We start from the raw sequence: 20,426 nt of genomic DNA, 5'->3' as shown, positions 1-20,426 counted from the left end.
TGTCAGTTTGGCTGGGTATCGGCAGGGCGGCGCTTACGACTGCGACTGCGCTTGTTCGAGAAAGCGCCGCAGGCTCAGCGGGCGCATGTCGGTCCACACTTCGTCGACGTAGGCGATGCATTCGTCCTCGGTGCCGGTCTTGCCGGCTTCGCGCCAGCCGGCGGGCACGGGCCGGTAGGTCGGCCAGATCGAATACTGTTCTTCGTCGTTGATGACGACCGTGTAGACGGTGTCGTGATTGTCGAGGTCTGCCATTTGCGTTCTCCTGGTTGAATCAAACAAATCCGTTATCCGAAGCGAAATCCGAAGCGAAACACGAGCCGGCGCTCAGCCGAACGCGGCGCCGCCATCGATCGCGAGCGTGCGGCCGACGTACGCGTCGCATTCGATGATGAAGCGCAGCCCGAGCCAGATTTCGTCGGTCGACACCATCCGCTTGAGCGGCATCTCGTCGATCAGCCGCGCGCGGGTCGCGGCGTCGAGCGTGGCCGCCATCGGCGTGTCGGTGAGGCCGGGCGCGAGGCCCGCGACGCGCACGCGGTGCTCGGCAAGCTCGAGCGCCCAGGTGCGGGTCAGCGCGTCGAGGCCCGCCTTCGCGGCCGCGTAGTTCGACTGCCCCGCGTTGCCGGCGCTGCTGACCGACGAGATGTTGACGATCAGGCCGTCGGTCGTCGCGCCGGCTTCGAGCCGCGCCGCGACGAACTCCCGCGCGAGCAGGAACGGCCCGGTCAGGTTGATGCCGAGCACGCTGCCCCACTGCGCAGTCGGCAGCTTGCGCGCGTAGCGCTGCGCGTCGAGCGTCGCGAGCCGGCCGTCGCGCAACACGCCCGCGTTGTTGACGAGCAGGTCGGGCACCGTGTCGGCGTCGACGAGTTCGGCCATCGCGGCCGCGACCGCGCGTTCCTGGCTGACGTCGACCGCCATCGTGCGCAGCCGCGTCGGCGCGGCGAGCGCGTCGGCGAGTGCGCGCAGGCCGGGCGCCTGGTGGTCGAGCGCGATCACGCGCGCCGCGCCCGCCGCGAGCAGCGCCTCGCAGAAGCGCTTGCCGATGCCGCTGGCCGCGCCCGTGACGAGCGCCGTGGTTCCTTCAATTCGCATCGCTGATTTCCTCGTTGATGACGTCGGTTGCGGGTTGTGCTGCCGCTCGCTGCGCCTGCTGGCGGCGCAGCGCGTCGCGTTCGGCGGGCGTCATGTCGCGCAGCCGCAGCCACGCGGCCGCGACTTTCGCCGCCGCGCCCGGCGACGTTTCGTGGCGCTCGATCAGCGCGGCCATGTCGGCCGGCGTGCGGCTCGCGAGCATGTCGCCGAGCGGCGGCTCGACACCGAACAGCTGGATCACGCGCGCGTGGATGCGGGTGAGCAGCAGCGAATTGCCGCCGAGTTCGAAGAAATCGCTGTCGGGCGCGATCGATGCGTCGTCGAACACCCGCCGCCACAGCGCGCACACCATGTCCTCGAGCGCGTTGACGGCCTGGCGCGCCGGCGCGGCGGCTGGCGGCCGCGCGGGGGCGGCGGCCGCCGCGAGCGCGCGGCGGTCGAGCTTGCCGTTCGCGGTGCGCGGCAGCGCGTCGTGCAGCGCGAACACCTGCGGAACCATGTACACGGGCAACTGGCGGGCCAGCGCGTCGCGCAGCGGCGCGTCGTCGAACGGCAGCGCCCGGTCGCGCAGCACCAGATGCGCCTCGAGCCCCCACGCGCGGCCGTCGAGCCCGCGCCGCACCGTCGCGGCCGCATCGGCGACGTTGTCGAGCGCGCGCAGGTGGGCTTCGACGTCGCCGAGCTCGATCCGGTAGCCGTTGATCTTCACCTGGTCGTCCGCGCGGCCGAGCAGCAGCAGCGTGCCGTCCTCGCCGCGCACCGCGAGGTCGCCCGTCGCGTACAGGCGGGCACCGGGTTCGGGCGACAGCGGATCGGGGCGGAAGCTGCGCGCGGTGCGGCCCGGCGCGCGCGTATAGCCCTGCGCGAGGCCCGCGCCCGCGATCGTCAGCTCGCCGACCACGCCGGGCGGCGTTTCGTGGCCGTCCGCATCGACGACGCGCAGCCGCGTCGCGTCGAGCGCGCCGCCGATGCGGGCGGCCGTGGCTGCGTCGGCGACCGGTTGCGCCGCCGACCAGATCGTCGTCTCGGTCGGCCCGTACACGTTCAACAGCGCGACGCCGCGCGCGAGCAATGCGCCGGCCAGATCGGCCGGCAGCGCCTCGCCGCCGCACCACGCGTGAAAGCCCGGCTGCGGACGCCAGTCGGCGGACAGCAGCAGGCGCCACGTGAGCGGCGTCGCCTGCAGCACGGTGGTCCGCTGCTCGGCGAGCGCGCGCGCGAGCGCCACGCCGTTCGCGGCCGTCTCGGCGGACGCGATCGCGAGGTGCGCGCGGGTCACGAGCGGCAGGAAGAGTTCCAGCGCCGCGATGTCGAACGACACGGTCGTCACGCTCGTCAGCACGTCGTCCGCGCCGAGCGGGAAGCGCGCGGCGAAGCTGCGCAGCAGGTTGGCGAGGCCGCCGCGGCGCACGTCGACGCCTTTCGGGCGGCCCGTGCTGCCCGACGTGAAGATCGTGTACGCGAGCGCGTCCGGATGCAGGCGTGGCGCTCGGGTGAGTGCGGCGTGGGCGGCAGTCGCGACGCCGCTCGTCAAGGCGGCGCCGGCGCCCGACGGCGCGATGACCTGCACGCCTGCTTCATCGAAGCCGGCGTCCGGATGCGCGACGATCGCGACCGGCTTCGCATCGGCGAGCATCATCGCGCGCCGCTCGGCGGGCAGCAGCGGATCGATCGGCACATAGGCGGCACCGGCGAGCAGCGTGCCGACCAGTGCGGCGAGCAGATCGACCCCGCGCGGCAGACACACGGCGACCGTCGCGCCGGGACCTGCACCGGCCGCCGCGAGCCGTTCGGCGAGCGCGCCCGCCTCGGCGAACAGCGTGGCGCGCGTGACCGTGCGGTCCGGTCCGCGAACCTCGCTGTCCGGCGCGGCGTCGAGTGCGTCGGCGAACAGGTCGATCAGCGCGTCGGCGTTGGCATTGGCGTGGGCGTCGGCGTGCGGTACAGCCGCGGCCGGCGCGACTTCGGATACATGAGCGGCGAGCGCGCCGATCGTATCGCCGCGCCCCTCCGCGATGCCGGCGGCCAGCTCGACGAGTGCGTCGACCAGGGCGTTCGCGCGCGCGGCGGGCAGCCGCGCCGTGTCGTGCACGGCGTCGATGACGAGACCGTCCGCGTTCGGCTTCACGTACAGCATCAGCGGATAGTTCGACGCCTCGTTCGCTTCGATCGCGCCGATGCGCAGGCCGCCCGCGTGTGCGTGTGCGCCCGCATCGCGGTCGAGCGGATAGTTCTCGTAGACGAACACGCTGTCGAACAGCGGCTGCTGCGCGCTCGCGCCACTCCATCGCTGGACGTCGACGAGGCTGCAGTGCTCGTGCCGCGCCACCGCCGACTGGGCGGCGAACAGCCGGCGCAGGAACGTGCCGACGGGCAGCGCGGGGCGGCAGTCGACGCGCACGGGCAGCGTCGAGATCAGCGCGCCGACCATGCGCTCGACGTCGGGCACGTCGGCGCCGCGCCCGGCGAACGTGACGCCGAACGTCACGTCGCGGGTGCGCGCAAGCCGCGACAGCAAGAGCGCATACGCGCCCTCGATCACGGTGTTGAGCGTCACGCGCTCGCGCGCGGCGACGGCGTTCAGCGCGGCCGTCAGCGCGGGCGACAGCCGGCGGCGCACCGCGCCCGGCGGCGTGGCGTGCGCGGCCGCGCCGGTGGCGGCGGGCGCGAGACCGAGATCGAGCGGGGCTTGGCGCGGGCCGAGCGTCGCGCGCCAGAATGCCTCGGCGTCGCGCAGGTCCTGCTGCGCGCGCCGCCGCGCGGCGACGAAACGCCCGTACGACGGCGCGGCGGGCAGTGACGGCGCGCGGCCGGCCGCGTCCGTCGCATAGCAGTGCGCGACTTCACCGAGCAGGATCGCCATCGACCAGCCGTCGAGCAGCGCGTGATGATGGGTCCACACGAGACGCCACGGCGCGCCGTCGCGGCGCAGCAGCGTGACGCGCATCAGCGGTGGCCGCGCGAGATCGACGCCGCGGGCGCGATCCTCGGCGAGGAACGCGGCGAGCGCCTGCTCGGCGTCGTCATGCGCGCCGATCTCGCGGATGTCGAGCGCGAGCGGCTGCGGCGCGTGCACGCGCTGCACCGGCTCGTCGAGATCGCGCCACGCGAAGCTCACGCGCAGCGCGTCGTGCCGCGCATAGACGTGCGACCACGCGCGTGCGAGGCGCGCCGGGTCGCACTCGCCGTCGACCGCCGCGACGATCTGCTCGAGGTAGACGCCCGCCGCCGCGTCGGCGGCGCGCGCGTGATACAGCATCCCCTGCTGGGTCGACGTCAGGCTCCAGATGTCGACGACGGGCGGCTCGGCGTCGAGCAGCGCCGGCAGCGCATCCGCCGGCACGCTCGCGAGCGGGAAATCGCTCGGCGCCGCCGCGTGCCGCGCGTCGCTCGCGGCGAGCAGCGCGTGCAGCTCGGCCTGCGCACGATCGGCCATGGCGCGCGCCGCGTCATTGTCGAAGCGCCGCGCGTCGTAGTTCCAGCGCACGACGAGCCGGCCGCTCGCGACGAACGACACCACGTCGAGCGCGAAGCCGCGATCGTTGTCGTCGGCGGCGATCGGGCCGCTGTCTTCGTCGGCGAGCCGGATGCGCGATGCGCTCGGCAGCGCGCCGTCGGTCTGGCCGAGATAGTTGAAGCAGACGTCGGGCAACGCGCACGTCGCGAGCGGATCGCCCGGCCCTGCCGCGTCTTGCAGCCGTCCGTAGCCGCGGCCGTGCGCGGGCACCGCGCGCAGCGCATCCTTCGCCGCACGCAGGCGTGCGAGCGGCGACGGCGCGTCGAGCCGCTCGATCGCGAGCGGGTAGAGCGTCGTGAACCAGCCGAGCGCGCGCACGAGCGCCGCGTCCGAGCCGTCGCCGCGGCCGTGGTGCTCGACCGTCACGCCGATGCTGTCCGCACGGGCCGCGTCGGCGAGCGCCGTCGCGAGCGCGGCGAGCAGGAGTTCCTGCGCGCTCGCGTGCAGCCGCGTCGCCGCGTGCTGCAGCAGGCGCGTCGTCGCGTCGGCGTCGAGCGCGTGCTCGACGGTGCGCAGGTCCGCGTAGCGCGCCGCGCCGGCCGGCGCGAGCCGGCCCGCACGTGCGATGCGCGGCGCGGTCTCGTGCCAGTAGCGCCGTTCGGCATCGTCGAGCGCGATCGTCGCCTGCGCGCGCGCCCAGGCGACGAAGCCGGACGGCGGCACGGCGACCGGCCGCGCGTGCAGCGCGTCGTGCAGGTCGCTCGTCAGCACGCGCCACGACACGCCGTCGACGATCAGGTGGTGCATCACGAGCAAGAGGCGCGCGGAGCCGTCCACGAAGCCGCGCACGTGGAGCGCGCGGAACAGCGGCGGCGCGGCGAGGTCGAGGCTGCGCTGCGCGTCGCGGGCCAGCGTGGCGAGCTCGGCAAGCGCGCCGTCGGCCGACACGCGCGCGGTGCGGAACCAGGCGTGGGGCGCCGCCGTGTCGGCCAGCAGTTCCTGCGTGACGCCCGCGTCGCCGATCGTGAAGCGCACGCGAAACACGTCGTGCGCGGCGACGACCGCGGTGAGCGCGTCGCGCACCGTGTCGTCGGCGAGTTCGCCCGGCACCTCGAGCATCAGCGCCTGATTCCAGTGCGCGGGCGCCGGCTGGCGCAGCGCGAAGAAGCGCGCCTGCGCGGGCGTAAGCGGCACCGGGCCCGGTTGCGTGGCGGCCTCGGTCTCGGCGCCGGCCAGCACCGCGATGCGCGCGAGCGCGGCGATCGTCGGGTGCTCGAACACGTCGCGCGGCGAGACTTGCCAGCCGCGCTGGCGGGCGCGCGCGCTCACCTGCAGGCTGACGATCGAGTCGCCGCCGAGCGCGAGGAAGTCGTCGTCGACGCCGATCGCGCCGACGCCGGGCAGCAGCTCGCGCCAGATGTCCGCGAGCATCTGCTCGACCGGCGTGGCGGGCGCGCGCGACGGCGCGGCGCGGCCGGCGGCATCGCCCGCCGGATCGACGGACGGAAAACCGTTGCGGTCGGTCTTGCCGTTCGGCAGCAGCGGCCAGTCGGCCGTCTCGACGAACGCGCCCGGCACGAGCGACGCGGGCAGCCGCTCGCCGAGGAAGCGCCGGTAGTCGGCCGGCGCGATATCGCCGGCAGTACTGGCGGCATCGGCGTGCCGCTCGATCCACGCGACGAGCCGTACGCTGCCGTCCGGCATCGCGCGCGGCAGCACCGCGCAGCGCCGCGCGGCCGGGTGCGTCGCGAGCAGGCTTTCGATCTCGCCTGGCTCGACACGCCAGCCGCGCAGCTTCAGCTGGTGATCGCTGCGGCCGAGATAGTCGAGCCGGCCGTCGGGCAGGCGGCGTGCGAGGTCGCCGGTACGGTACAGGCGGCCGCCGGCCGCGCCCGGCAGCGGGTCGGGCCGGAACCGCCGCGCGGTTTCGCCGGGGCGGCCGTGATAGCCGCGCGCGAGCCCCGCGCCGCCGATCCAGATTTCGCCCGCGACGCCCGCCGGCACCGGCTCCATCTGCGCGTCGAGCAGGAATACGTCGACGTTGTCGATCGGCGTGCCGAGCGACGGCGACGCGAGCTCGCCTGCGTCCGTTGCGCTGTCCCGCTCGACGACCACGCCGCTCATCGCGTCGATCGTCGCCTCGGCCGGGCCGTACAGGTTGACCAACTGCGCGCGCCATGCGTGCCGGAAGCGTTCGGCCGTCGCGCCGCGCAGCGCCTCGCCGCCGACGAACACGCGCGTCACGCGCCGCAGCCGGGCGAGCGCGGCCGGATCGTCGAGGATCACGTCGAGCAGGCTCGGCACGAGCTGTACGACCGTCGCGCCGCTGCGCTCGGCCGCGTCGGCCAGCGCGTTCACGTCGCGCGACGCGTCGGCGGGCGCGAGCGCGAGCGTCGCGCCGCTCGCGAGCGGCGCCCAAAATTCCCACACCGACGCGTCGAAGCTCACCGGCGTTTTCTGCAGCACGACGTCCGTGGCGTCGAGCGGGAAGCGGCGCGCCATCCAGTGCATGTGGTTCGCGAGCGCGCCGCGCGACACGGCGATCGGCTTCGGTCGTCCGGTCGAGCCCGATGTGAAGACGAGGTACGCGAGCGCGCTATCCGGCACGTCGCGCGCGATCGGCGCGGCGCCGGCCTGCGCGGCATCGGCGCGGAAGTCGTCGAGCAGCAGCAGGTCGGCGCGCGGCGCCGGCAACTGCGCGGCCGTCGCTTCGGTCGCGACGACGAGCACGGGCCGCGCATCGTCGAGCGTCATCTGCAGCCGCGCGGCCGGCAGGCGGCCGACGTCGAGCAGGCAATACGCGCCGCCCGCCTTCAGTACGCCGACGAGCGCGACCGCGAGGCGCACGTCGCCCGGCGCGAGCGCGATCGCGACGACCGCGTCCGCGCCGATGCCGCGCGCGACCAGACGCGCGGCGAGCGCGTCCGACGCGGCGTCGAGCGCGTCGAAGTCGAGTGCATCGTCGACGCCGCGCACCGCGCAGCGTCGCGGATGCGCGTGTGCGGTGGCGCGCACGCGCGCGAGCAGGTCGCCCGCCGGCACGGCGGCCGGCTCGCCGCGCGACGCGCGCAGCACGGCGTCGTCGGCCGCGGCGAAGCGCGTGGCGGCATCGTCCGGCCGCGCCGCGAAATGCGCGGCCGCCTGCACGTAGCCATCCGCAAGCCATGCCGCCTGCGCGTCGGAGAATGCATCGCGGTCGTAGGACAGCGACACCGTCAGCCCGCGCGCGCCCTCGTTCGTGCGCGTGACCGCAAACGTCGTCGCGCACGGAATCTCGACCGCCTCGTGGCTGCGCGCCTCGAGGACGGTCAGCGCGCCGTCGCGCCGCAACGCGTCGTACGCATGGAAATCGACGAAATTGAACGACGTGTCGAACAGCGGCGTGCGCAGCGGCGCGCGCAGGCCCGCGATCGCGGCCATCGGATAGCGGCGATGCGCGAACACGTCGGCTTCGGCGGCGGCGACCGCGCGCGCGAGCGCCGTCCAGTCGCGCGCGTCGACGGCGAGCCGGAACGGCAGCGTGTTCAGGAACAGGCCGACCATCGCCGCGCCGTCCGCCTGCTCCGGGCGGCCGTTCGACACGAGGCCCGTCACGACGTCGCGCGCACCGCTCGCGAACGACAGCACCTGCAGGTGGATCGCCAGCAGCAGCGCCTTGAGCGGCAGCCCGTGGCGCTCCGCATGCGCGCGCAGCGCGGCGACGGTCGCGTCCGGCAGCGCGCGATCGTGCCGGCCGGCGCGCGGCGACTGCAAATCGCGCGCCGGATGCGGCCAGCGCGGCAGCGCGGCGGCCGGCGCGCCGGCCAGCCGTTCGGTCCAGAAGCGGCGCGTCTCGGCGTCGTCGAGCGCGGCTTGCTCCAGCCGCACGAATTCGCGATACGGCGTGGCCGGCGCGACGAGCTCGCCGCCGCCGACCAGCGTCGCGAAATCGGCGAGCAACCGCGCGACGCTCCAGCCGTCGAGGATCGCGTGATGGAACGCGATGCCGATCTGCCAATCGTCGCCGCCGAGCGCCTGCAGCACGATGCGTAGCGGCGACGGCTGCCGCGGGTCGCAGCGCTCGGCGCGCAGCCGCTCGAGCAGGCCGGTGAAGCGGCGTTCGCGTTCGAGCGGGTCGAGCGCGCTCAGGTCCTCGAGATCCCAGCGCGGCGTCGCGCGCGCATGGACGAGCTGCAGCGGCCGCTCGACGTTGTCGAGCAGGAAGCGCGTGCGCAGCACCGGATGCGCGGCGGCGAGCGCGTCGAGCGCCGCGGGAACGCGCTCGACGTCGATGCGGGCCCGCACGTGGAAGCACATCGCGTCGTAGTACAGGTCCCGTTCGTCGCCCGATTCGGCGTGGTGCAGCATGCCGGCCTGCAGGCGCGCGAGCGGGTACGCATCCTCGATATCCGCCGGCAGGCGGCGGCGCTCGTCGCCACCGATCAGCGAGAACGGCGCGGCCGGCGGCGCGCTTTCGCGCGGCGCGGGCGCGTGTTGCCCGTCGCGCGGCTTCGCGGCCAGCAGCGCCTCGATCGTCCGGTGCCGAAACAGGTCGGCGATGTCGATGTCGAAGCCGCGCTCGCGCGCGAGGCCGGCGACGCGGATACTGCGGATCGAATCGCCGCCGAGCGCGAAATAGTCGTCGCGCACGCCGACCGTGTCGACGCCGAGCGCTTCGTGCCAGACGGCCGCGAGCGCTTCCTCGTCGGCGTTGCGCGGCGCGACGTGCGCATCCGCCTCGCGGGCCGGCGCGGGCAGCGCGCGCCGGTCGAGCTTGCCGTTCGACGTCAGCGCGAACGCGGGCGTCGCGATCAGGAACGACGGCACTTCGTGCGCGGGCAGCCGCGCGTCGAGATGGCGGCGCAGCGCGTCGACGTCGACCGTGACGCCGGGGCGCCCGACGAACCACGCGCACAGGCGCGCGTCCCGGGCCGCCGCATCGCTGCGCTCGGCCGCGACGAACGCGTCGGCGACGCCCGGATACGCGAGCAGCGCCGCGCGGACTTCGTTCGGCTCGATCCGGTGGCCGCGGATCTTGAGCGCATCGTCGCTGCGGCCGATGTAGACGAGTTCGCCGTGCGCGTCGCGCCGCGCGAGATCGCCGGAATGATAGACGCGCGCCGCGCCGACACCCGTGAAGCGCTGCGCGGTGAGTTCCGGCCGGTTCAGGTAGCCGAGCGCGACGCCCGCGCCGCCGACCAGGATCTCGCCCGTCGCGCCGTCGGGCACGTCGTGGCCGCACGCGTCGACGACGCGGATCGTCAGGTCCGCGAGCGGCTCGCCGATCGGCGACGCATCGGCGTCCACGTCCTGCGCGCGCATCGTGCGCAGCGTCGCGTGCACGGTGATCTCGGTGATCCCGTACAGGTTGTTCAGGTGCGGCGTCGCGTCGCCGCGCCGCGCGATCCAGCCGGCGAGGTCGCGCGGATGCAGCGCCTCGCCGCCGAACACGACGTGGCGCAGCGCGAGCGCGGGCCGCCGCTCGGCATCGGCCGCGTCGAGTATCCGGAACGACGACGGCGTCTGGCTCAGCATCGTCACGCGCTCGGCGTCGAGCAGCGCGAGCAGCGCGTGCGGATCGCGCGCGGTCTCCCGCGAGGCGATCACGACGCGGCCGCCGTGCAGCAGCGCGCCCCACAGCTCCCAGACGGAGAAGTCGAATGCGAACGAATGCGTGCAGCTCCACGTATCGTGCGGGCCGAAGCCGAAGTGTGCGCGCGTCACGGCGAACAGGCGGCTCACGTTGTCGTGGCTGACGAGCACGCCTTTCGGCTGGCCGGTCGAGCCCGACGTGTAGATCACGTAGGCCGGCTGATCGCGCTCGACCGGCTCGAACGCGGTGTCGTCGGCCGGCGCCGGCCAGCTGTCGGCGTCGTCGATCAGCAGCAGCTCGCAGCCTCGCGGCGCGCGCGCGGCGGTCGAACCCACGGCGAGCAGCTGGCGCGCGCCGCTGTCGGCGACGAGGTACGCGAGCCGTTCGTCCGGGTGCGTGCTGTCGAGCGGCACATAGCAGCCGCCCGCGAGCAGCACGCCGAGCATCGCCGCGACGGCCGATGCGTCGCGCTCGAGCAGCAGCGCCACGCGATCGCCGCGCGCGAGGCCGGCCGCGCGCAGCCGCGCGGCGATCGCGCGGGCGTGCGCGGCGAGCTGCGCGTAGGATGCGTGGCCGCCCGGATGCGTGACGGCGATGCGCTCGCCCGCATCGGAAGCGACCGCGAGAAACTGTTGCGCGAGGCCGAGGCCGAGGCCGAGGCCGAGGGCGGGCGTCGGGCGTTCGGCGGTTGCCGGCACCGCAGGCACCGGCGGCGCTGCCGGCCGTTGCGGCCGCAGGCCGATGTCGCGCAGCGGCGCCGCCGCGTGCGCGACGAACACATGCACGACATGCAGCACCGCGTCGAGCACGCCTTGCGCCGCGTGCGCGTCGATGCGCGCCTCGTCGAAGCCGAGCTTCACGCCGATGCTGTCCGGCCCCGGCGCGAAGCTCAGCGTCAGCGGCAGGTGCGTGTGCTCTTCCTGCCGGACCTCCGAGATCCGGAAGCCGACGTCGGCCGATTCGAGTGCGTCCTGCAGCGGGAAGTTGTCGACGGCGACCAGGCATTCGAACAGCGGCCGGTCCGGCGCGACGCCGGCCGCGTCGCGCACGTCGGGCAGCGCGCAATGCGCGAGCCGCAGCAGGCCGTGCTGGCCGCGCTGCACGTCGCCGAGCCACTCGGCGACGCTCAGTGCGTCCGGCACCGCGACGCGGAACGGCACGGTGTTCGCGAGCAGCCCCACCATCTGCTGGATACCGTCGACCGGCGCGGTGCGGCCCGACAGCACGAGCCCGAACACGGCTTCGCCGGCGCGCGCGAGGCGGCTCAGCACGAACGCGCACGCGCCGATCAGCACGGTGCCGGCGGTTACCCGCGCCGTTGCCGCGAGCCGCGCGACGTCGGCCGCGGGCAGCGCGGCGCGCAGCGCGCGCATGCGCCGGCCGTCCTCGCCGGGCCGCGCCGGGCGATCGACGCCGAGCGGCATCGGCAGGCTCGCGTCGTCCAGCAGCGTGCGCCACGCGTCGACGTCTCGTGCGCGATCCTGCGCGCCGAGCCAGTCGACGTAATCGGCGAAGCGGGCGGTGACGGGCAGCGCCGCGTGCGCCGGATCCGCGTAGAGCGCGAAGAAATCCTTCAGCACGAGCGGCAGCGACCAGCCGTCGATGATCACGTGATGGTGGGTCCAGACCAGCGTCCAGCGCGTGTCTTCGTCGCGGATCAGCGCGACCCGCATCAGCGGCGGACGGTTCAGCCGGAAGCCCTGCCGGCGCTGTTCGTCGGCGAAGCGGGCGAGCGCGTCGGCGCGGGCGGCGGCGGGGCGCTCGCGCCAGTCCTCGACGGTCAGCGGCACCGTCGCATCGGTGAACACGACTTGCCGGGGCTCAGACTGGCCGCGCGTGACGAACGCGCTGCGCAGCGTCTCGTGACGGCGCACGAGCGCCGCGAGCGCGGCACGGAAGCGCTCGGGATCGACGTCGCCGTCGAGCCGGCAGACGATCTGCTCGAGATACGCGGGGCTGTCGGGCGCCGCGAGCGCGTGAAACAGCATGCCGCGCTGCAGCGGCGACAGCCCGATGATGCGTTCCACGGCGGGAACGGATCGCGGGTCGGAAACGGCGGGGCGGTTCTGAGCTTGGCTCATTCTGTATCCGTGAGGTCGAGAAGCAGGGCATCGAGTTCGGCAGGCTGCAACTGCTCGCCGCCGGGAAGCGGCGACGCGGCAGGCGATGCGTCGGGGTCCGTCGCGGCTTGCGCAGCGAGATGCGCGCACAAGGCGCGCAGCGCGTCGTCGGTCAGCGCGGCGAGGCGTTCGATGTCGGGCGGCGGGGCGGTCACCGCACCGTCTGTACCGCCGGTCGGCACACCGCTGTACGCGAAGCGGATCGACAGCGCGCCGGCCGTGATCGCCGCGTCGATCGCGAGCGGATGCAGCACCGGGTCGTCGGGCGCGCGGCCGTCCGGCAGGCCATCCGCCACGACGCGCGCGCCGAGTTCGGGCAGCGCGCCGGCGTCGCCGTCGGCGGCGGTGCCGAGATAGTTCCAGCTGACCGCGCGCGGATGCGCATCGGCGAGCGTGCCGTGCCGCGTCAGCACGCCGAAGCCGACGCCGCCGTCGGGTACCGCGCGCAGCAGCGCCTTCGCGCGGGCGATCGCGGCATCCCAGTCGTCGTCGGCTTCGAGGCGCAGCGGGTAGACGCAGGTGAACCAGCCGACCGTCTGCGACACGTCGGCGTCGATGCCCGCCGGCGCCTGCCGGCCGTGGCCTTCGACGTCGACCTGCAATGCGGCGCCGTCGGTCCAGCGATGCCATGCGTGTGCGAGCGCGGCCAGCAGCAGCTCGTGCGTGCGGGTGTCGCGCACCCGGTTGAGCGGGCCGTTCAGCCGGGCGGTGAATTCGGCGTCGAACCCGAGCCGCACGACGTCGAGCGCGTCGACGCGGCCCGGTGCGCCGAGCGTGTCGGCGGCGTCGCGTGACGTCGCGGCCAGCACCGCTTCCCAGAAGCCGCGCTCGGTCTCGCGGGCGCTGGCGGTCGCGGCGAGCGCGTCGTTCCAGCGGCGGTAGCTCGTCGCGCGCGGCGCGGGTGGCAGCGGTTCGCCGCGCCGGATGGCGCCATGGCAGGCGTCGAGATCGGCGAGCAGGATGCGCCACGACGCGACGTCCATCACCAGATGGTGGGCGACGACGATCAACTCCGGCGTGCCGCTCGGGCCCTGCGGCACGTACGCGGCATGCGCGACGGGGCCGCGCACCGGATCGAGCGTCGCCTGCAACGCGGCCGCGTACGCGCCGAGCGCCGCGTCGTCGGCGAGCGCGGCGGGCGCGATCGAAAGCGGCAGCAGTGCGGCGCCGTCGCGCGGCGCATAGCGCTGCCGCCAGCCGTTCGCATCCCGTTCGACGCGCAGCCGTAGCGCGTCGTGACGCAGCGCGAGCGCGGCCAGCGTGCGGGCGAGCGTGGGGGGATCGAGCGGCGCTGCGAGCGCGAGCCGCACGTCGATCGTGAAGCGTCGCGGCGCGTCGATGCCGGCCGCGCCGCGTTCGAGGAACCAGCGCTGGATCGGCGCGAGCGGCACGTCGGCCGCGTCGGGTTCCGGCTCGGCCGCGCGCACCGGCGCCTGCGCCGCGTCGCGTGCGCGCCAGAGGTCGGCGATCGCGCGCGGCGTGCGCAGCTCCAGCACTTCGCCCGCGCCGACCCGGATACCGTGCCGCAGCAGCGTCGCGCCGACCTGCAACGCGAGAATCGAGTCGCCGCCGAGCACGAAATAGTCGTCGTCGACGCGCGCATCGGGTACGCCGAGCACCTGGCGGAACGCGTCGCGCACCCAGCGCTCGACGTCGTCGCGCGGCGCGTCGGCCGCCGCAGTATCGGCCGTTGCGTCATCGGCCGTGCGCGGCGCGGGCGCGTGCGCCTCGCGCAGCGCCGCGCGATCGATCTTGCCCGACGCCGTGAGCGGCCATGCCGTCACGGCGACGAAGCGCGCCGGCACTTCGTGCGGCGCGAGCGAATGCGCGGCCCGTGCGCGCAGCGCGTCGGCGTCGAACCCGGCGGCGTCGCGCGGCATCACGAACGCGGTCAGTTCCGGGCGACGTCCGGTTTCCGTCACGTCGACCAGCGCCTCGCGCACCGCCGGATCGCGCAGCAGCACGCCGGCGATGCCGTCCGGATCGATCCGGTAGCCGCGCAGCTTCACGTGGCCGCCCGCGCGGCCGAGATAGCGGATCGAACCGTCGGCGAGCCTGACGCCGCGGTCGCCGGTCCGGTACAGGCGCGCGCCGGGCTCGCCCGACGTCGGGTCCGGCACGAAGCTCGCGGCGGTGAGCCCGGCGCGGCCGAGATAGCCGCGCGCAAGCGCGGGCCCGCCGACGCAGATCTCGCCGGCGACGCCGATCGGCGCCACCCCGAGCCATTCGTCGAGCACGACGGTCCGCACGCCGTCGATGCCCGCCCCGATCGGCGGCAGCGGCTCGTGCGCGTCGCAGACATGCAGGCTCGCGCAGACGGTCGCTTCGCTCGGCCCGTACGCATTGACGACGCGCCGGCCGCGCGCCCAGCGCGCGAGCAGCCCGGCGGGCGCGGCCTCGCCGGCGGCGACGATCGTTTCGACGCCGGCGAGCGCGGCGTCGTCGAGCGCCGCGAGGAGCGACGGCGGCAACGTGACGTGCGTGACGCGGCCCGTGCGGGCGGCGTCGAGCAGCGCGTCCGATGTGCCGCTCTGCTTCGCGCCTTCCGGCGGCAGCACGAGTGCGGCGCCGCTCGACAGTGCGGTGAAGATCTCCGCGACCGACGCGTCGAACGTGAGCGGCGGGAACAGGAAGATGCGGCTACCCGCGTCGACCGCGAACCCCGCGTGCATCGCGCGGCACATGTTCGCGATGCCCGCGTGCGTGACGCCGACGCCTTTCGGCTCGCCGGTCGAGCCGGACGTGTAGATCACGTATGCGAGGCTCGATGACGGCAGCGGCGGTGCGTCCGCTTCCCCTTCCGACAGGTCGCCGGCGGCATCGAGCAGGCCCGCGACGCGCAGCGCGACGACACCGTCCGCATCGGGCGGCGTTGCGTCGTCCGGGACGAGCACGAAGCGCGCACCGGCGTCGCGCAGCATGTAGCTCAGGCGCGCCGGCGGATAGTGCGGATCGAGCGGCAGATACGCGGCGCCCGCCTTCAGGATGCCGAGCAGCGCGGCGATCGCGTTCGCGCCGCGCGGCAGCATCATCCCGACGACCGTCTCCGGCCCGGCACCGAGCCGGCGCAAGTGCGCGGCGATGGTGCTGGCGCGCTGCGCGAGCGCCGCGTAGGTCAGCGTGGCCGCCGGCGTGATCAGCGCGGGCGCGTCCGGCTGGCGCGCGGCAGTGCGCTCGAACAGCGCATGCGCGAGCGGCGCTTCGGGTGCCGCGCCATCGTGCCGGGCGGGCGCGCTCGGCACGGTGTCGGGCCGCGCGGCCGGCTCGTCACCCACTTCGGCCAGCGTCGCGTCCGGCGTCGCGGCGAACCGCTCGACGAGCCGCGCGAGCCGGTCGACGAGCGCCGCCGCCTGCGGGTCCGGATAGCGGTTCGCGTCGTATTCGAGCCGCAGCGCGAAGCGCTCGCCGGGAATGATCGCGAGCGTGACCGGGTAATTCGTGTGCTCGTGATAGTCGGGCCGCGCGAACACGAGGCCGTCGGGCGCGGCGAAGTCGCCTTCGACCGGATAGTTCTCGAACACGACGAGCGTATCGAACAGCTCGTTCGTGTCCGCGCCGGCCGCGCGCAGGATGTCGGACAGGCGCTCGTGCTCGCTCGCGTGCAGCTCGGCGAGCGCCTGCTGCACACGCGCGAGCAGCGCGCGCACGGTCTGTGCCGGCGCGAGCGTCACGCGCAGCGGCAGCGTGTTGATGAACAGGCCGATCATCGCGTCGGCGCCCGGCGCACCGCTCGAGCGGCCCGACAACGTGACGCCGAACGCGACGTCGGCGCCGACGCCGCTGCGCGCGAGCAGCAGCGCCCACGCGGCGTCGAACACAGTGCTCGGCGTCACGCCCGCGTCACGCGCGAGCCGCTCGATCGCGTCGCTCGCTGCGTGCGTCAGCGCGACGTCGTGGCGCGCCTGGCGCGCCGGCCCGCGCGCGGGAGCGGCGAGGCGGGCGGGCGCGAGCCCCGCGAGGCGGGCGCGCCACGCTTCGTGCGTCGCACCCGGCGCGCGCAGCGCCAGCCACGCGAGATGGTCGGCGAACCGGCGCGGCGCGGGCAGCGCCGCGTCGCGCCCCGTATAGATCGCGATCAGCTCGCGGAAGAACACCGGGATCGACCAGCCGTCGAGCAGGATGTGATGGAAGCTCCACAGCCAGCGATGCCGCTGCGGGCCGAGCGTCGCGATCGTCAGCCGCATCAGCGGCGGGCGCGCGAGGTCGAACGGCCGCGCGGCGTCGTCGCGCAGCCATTGCGCGAGCCGTGCGTCCTGCGCGGCGGGCGTGGCGGCGTCGGACCAGTCAAGCCATGCGACGGGCAGCGTCGATTGTGCGTCGACGAACTGGATCGGCCGGCCGCCCGCACGCGCGACGAAGCCCGCGCGCAACGCGTCGTGCCGCGCGAGCATCGCCTGCCAGGCGGCCGCGAAGCGCGGCAGGTCGAGCGGGCCGTCGACGACGGCCGTGATCTGCTCGTGGAATGCGCGCGAGTCGCGATGAATGCTCGTCTCGAACAGCATGCCTTCCTGCAGCGGCGTGAGGCTGGCCAGCATCGCCGCGTGGGCGACCTCGGGCGCCAGTTCGTCCATCTCGCGCTGCGCGACGCGTGCGAGCGGATGGTCGGCCGCGAGCCGTGGCGCGGCGGCGATCGCATCGAGCAGCGCGTCGAGCCGCGCGATCCAGCGCTGCGCTGCGTCGTGCACGCGCTGCGGATCGAGCACCTGCGGCGCATAGCGCCAGTCCATCCGCAGCTCGCCGTCGATCACGCTCGCGACCACGTCGAGCGTGAAGCTGCGGCGGTTCATCGCGCCGCGCTCGCCGGCGATCAGGTCCGGACGCAACGCGAACGCGCCGTTCGCCGGGCGGCCGATCACGCCGAGGAAGTTGAAGCTGATCTCGGGCAGGCCGGCGGCGTCGAGGCGTTGCCGTGCGTCGGTCGAGGCGCCGAGCCAGCGCGCGAGGCCGTATTCGTGGCGGCGCGGCGCGAGCGCGGCGAGTGCGTGGGCGGCGCGCGCGAGCAGGTCGAGCGGCGCGTCGTTCCGCAGGCAGCCGTCGAGTACGAGCGGGCTGAGCGCGGTGAACCAGCCGACGAGCGACGATGCGTCGACGCCGTATTCGCCGTCCCGGCCGTGATGTTCGAGCGTCAGCGCGACGCGCTCGCTGTCGAGTGCGGGCGCGAGCGCCGCGCACAGCGACGCGATCAGGATCGCCTGGGTGCGCGAACGCCGGCCGCCCGGGCCGGCGTCGAGCAGGCGCGCGGTCTGTCGCGGCGACAGCCGCCACGTGTCGACCCGCGTATCGGCTTCGAGGCCCGGGGCCGGCGCGCGCGTCGGCAGCGCCGCGAAGCCGCCTGCGGCGAGCGCGAGCCACGGCGCAGGGTCGGCCGCCAGCGCGGCGACGCTCGCCGCGCGATGCCAGTCCGCGAGCGACACGGCCGGAGCCGGCGGCGGCACGTCGCCCGCGAGCGATGCGGCGAGCTGATGCAGCAGCACCGACCACGAGAACGCGTCGACGGCGACGTGATGCACGGCGAGCGCGAGCAGCGCCGGTGCGCCGTCGCGGTGGATCAGCGCGGCGCGCGCGAGCGGGCCATTGCGCAGGTCGAGTCGCGCGGCGAGCGACGTGACGATCGCACGCGCGTCGTCGTCGTTCGCGGCCGTGCACCCGTCCAGCGGGAAGTGTTCGGTTTCGATCGGCCGGCCGCCATCGCCGTCGTCCGGCGCGAAGGTGACGCTCGCGCGGCCTGCGTCGAGCGTCACGCGCTGGCGCAGCGCCGCGTGCCGCGCGGCCAGTTGCCGCAACGCGTCGCGCAGCGGCCCGGGCGCGATCGCGTGGGTCGTCTCGACGACGATCGTCTGCGCCCAGTGATTCGGCTCGGCCAGGCCGAGCTGCGCGAACCACGCGACGATCGGCGTCGGTGGCAGCGGGGCATCCGCGTGCGGCTCGCCGGCCGCGTGCGGTGCGGCCAGCGGCGCGTGGTCGCGCGGCGCGCGATCGAGTTCGTCGGCGAGCGCGCGCAGGGTGGCGCCGCCGAGCATCTGGCCGGGCGTCAGGTGCAGCCCCTTCCCGCGCGCCTCGACGATCGCGCGCAGCGCGCTCAGACTGTCGCCGCCGAGCGAGAAGAAGTTGTCGTCGCTGCCGGGCTCGCGCCCCAGGATGCGGGCCCAGACCTCGGCGAGCGCCTGCTCGGTCGCGGTAGCGGGTGGCGTCGGGGACGCGTCGGCGTGGCTGTCTGCCGTTGCGTCGGGCGCCGCTGCGTCGGAGGCCGGCGCGGCGGACGCAGGCTGCGGGGCCGCGAGCCCCGGCAGCGGCAGCCGCGCGATCGGCGCGAGCGGGTCATCCAACGCCGCGTCGAGCAGGTCGGCGAAGCTGGCGAGCCACGCGTCGGCGGTCGGCGCATCGAGCACGTCGCAGCGATGCTCGAGCGCCGCATGCAGCCCATTCGCACGCGGCTCCAGCATCATCGTCAGGTCGAATTTCGCGGTGGCCGGATACACGGGCACGACCTCGAGCGACAGCGTGCCGAGCGTCGGCGCGCGCAGCGGTGCGCTCTGCAGCGCGAACAGCGCGTGGAACAGCGGCGTGTCGACCGCGTCGCGCGCATGCCGCCGCGCGACCTCGTCGAACGGCGCGCGCGAATGCGCGAACGCTTCCAGCACGACGCCGCGGCAGCGCGCGACCAGCGTCGCGAAATCGGGCTCGCCCGACAGGTCGACGTCGAGCACGAGCGTATTCGCGAAGAAGCCGATCATCGGCTCGAATTCCGGGCGCAGCCGGTTCGCGACCGGCGTGCCGATCGCAAGCCGCGTCGCGCCGCTCGCGCGATGCAGCAGCGCGGCGAACGCGGCGAGCAGCACGACGAACGGCGTCGTGTCCGCTTCGCGCGCACATTGCTCGATACGCCCGGCGTGCAGCGTGGCGAGCGGGCGCTGCGTCGTCCGTCCGGGCACCGCGCGCCGAGCGGTCGGTACGGCCGGTACGGCCGGTACGGCCGTGCGCGGGAACGGCAACGGCGCGAGCGGTGCGAGCCGGCTTGCCCAGAAATCGACGTCGGCCGTCAACGCGTCGCCGGCTTCTTCTTCCCAGGTCGCGTAGTCGCCGTACTGGAGTTCGGGCTCGTCGGGCGCGCTCGCGTCGCCGCCGGTTTCGAACGCGTATTGCGCATCTAGCTCGCCGACGATCCGGTCGAGCGACCACCCGTCGCACGCGATGTGATGGATCACCAGCGACAGCACGTGCTCGTCCGGTGCGAGCGCGAACAGCGTCGCGCGCAGCATCTGCGGGCGGTGCAGGTCGAACGGTGTCGCCGCTTCAGCGGCGAGGCGCGCGTGCAGCGCGTCGCGCACGAGCGGTTCGCGCGCCAGCTCGAAGGGGGCGTGCGGGTGCACGAACTGCATCGGCTGGCCGTCGACCGCGCCGTAGCTCGTGCGCAGGATTTCGTGGCGGCGCACGAGCGCGTCGAGGCTGCGTGCGAGCGCGCCGGCGTCGAGCGGGCCGACGATACGCAGCGCGAGCGGGATCGCGTAGGCGGTTGAGTCCGGGTCGAGCTGCGCCAGCATCCACAGGCGCCGCTGCGCGCGCGATTGCGGAAAGACGAAGACGTCGTGCGTGTCGAGCGGATCGCGGTTCGTTTGCGTCATCTCAAAGGGCTTTGTCGAGGGTCGTGAGGTGCGAGCCGTCCGGCCCGGCGGAAATTCGCGCCCGTACGCGCGCTGCGCGGCGCACCGGCGTGGGCGTCGAAGCGCCCGCTTCGCGCGCGTCGGCCGCGAGCGCATCGATCCACGCGGCGAGCGCATGCAGCGTCGGCTGCATGAACATCCCTTGCAGCGGCAGATCGAGGCCCGTCGCGACACGCGCCGCGTTTAGCGCCTTGAGCGACGCGATGCTGTCGCCGCCGAGCGCGAAGAAACTGTCGTGGCGGGCCGGTTCGCGGCCGAGGACGCGGGCCCAGATGTCGGCGAGCATGCGTTCGGTGGGTGTGGCGGGCGGCTCGCGGTGAGCGTCGTCGACCACGGCTTCGGGCCGCGGCAGCGCGCGGCGGTCGAGCTTGCCGTTGACGGTGAGTGGCAGCGCATCGAGAACGACGACGTGCGCGGGGATCATGTGAGCCGGCAGGCGGGCGGCGAGATGACCGCGCAGCGCGACGGGGTCGAGCGCGTCGCTCGCCGGCGTGGCATAAGCGACGAGTCGTGCGTTG

5 protein-coding genes are annotated in these 20,426 nt (G+C 74.6%); all 5 read right to left on the bottom strand.

Going from position 1 to position 20,426, the window contains the following annotated elements; genetic code table 11:
- Positions 1-33 precede the first annotated feature (33 nt).
- Positions 34-255, bottom strand: a complete 222-nt coding sequence (locus ACV22W_RS29555; RefSeq protein WP_152863421.1) for an MbtH family protein — start codon at positions 253-255, stop codon at positions 34-36.
- A 72-nt stretch (positions 256-327) separates the two neighbouring features.
- Entirely contained in the window at positions 328-1,098 is a 771-nt protein-coding gene (locus tag ACV22W_RS29550; RefSeq protein ID WP_152863419.1) for an SDR family NAD(P)-dependent oxidoreductase, read from the bottom strand.
- The gene (locus ACV22W_RS29545) at positions 1,088-12,154 is read right to left on the bottom strand and encodes an amino acid adenylation domain-containing protein (RefSeq protein ID WP_448022968.1); all 11,067 of its coding nucleotides are present in this window, start codon (positions 12,152-12,154) and stop codon (positions 1,088-1,090) included. Before ACV22W_RS29545 ends, ACV22W_RS29550 begins: the two co-directional genes overlap by 11 nt.
- A gap of 50 nt (positions 12,155-12,204) precedes the next feature.
- Entirely contained in the window at positions 12,205-19,869 is a 7,665-nt protein-coding gene (locus ACV22W_RS29540; protein ID WP_448022967.1) for an amino acid adenylation domain-containing protein, read from the bottom strand.
- A gap of 1 nt (position 19,870) precedes the next feature.
- Positions 19,871-20,426 (bottom strand): phosphopantetheine-binding protein (locus ACV22W_RS29535; protein WP_448022966.1); only part of this gene is annotated, 556 nt, incomplete at its 5' end.

This window comes from Burkholderia sp. AW49-1 (assembly GCF_053427845.1).
Note: the sequence above shows the minus strand (reverse complement) of the source record. Positions and strands in the feature narration are given on the sequence as shown.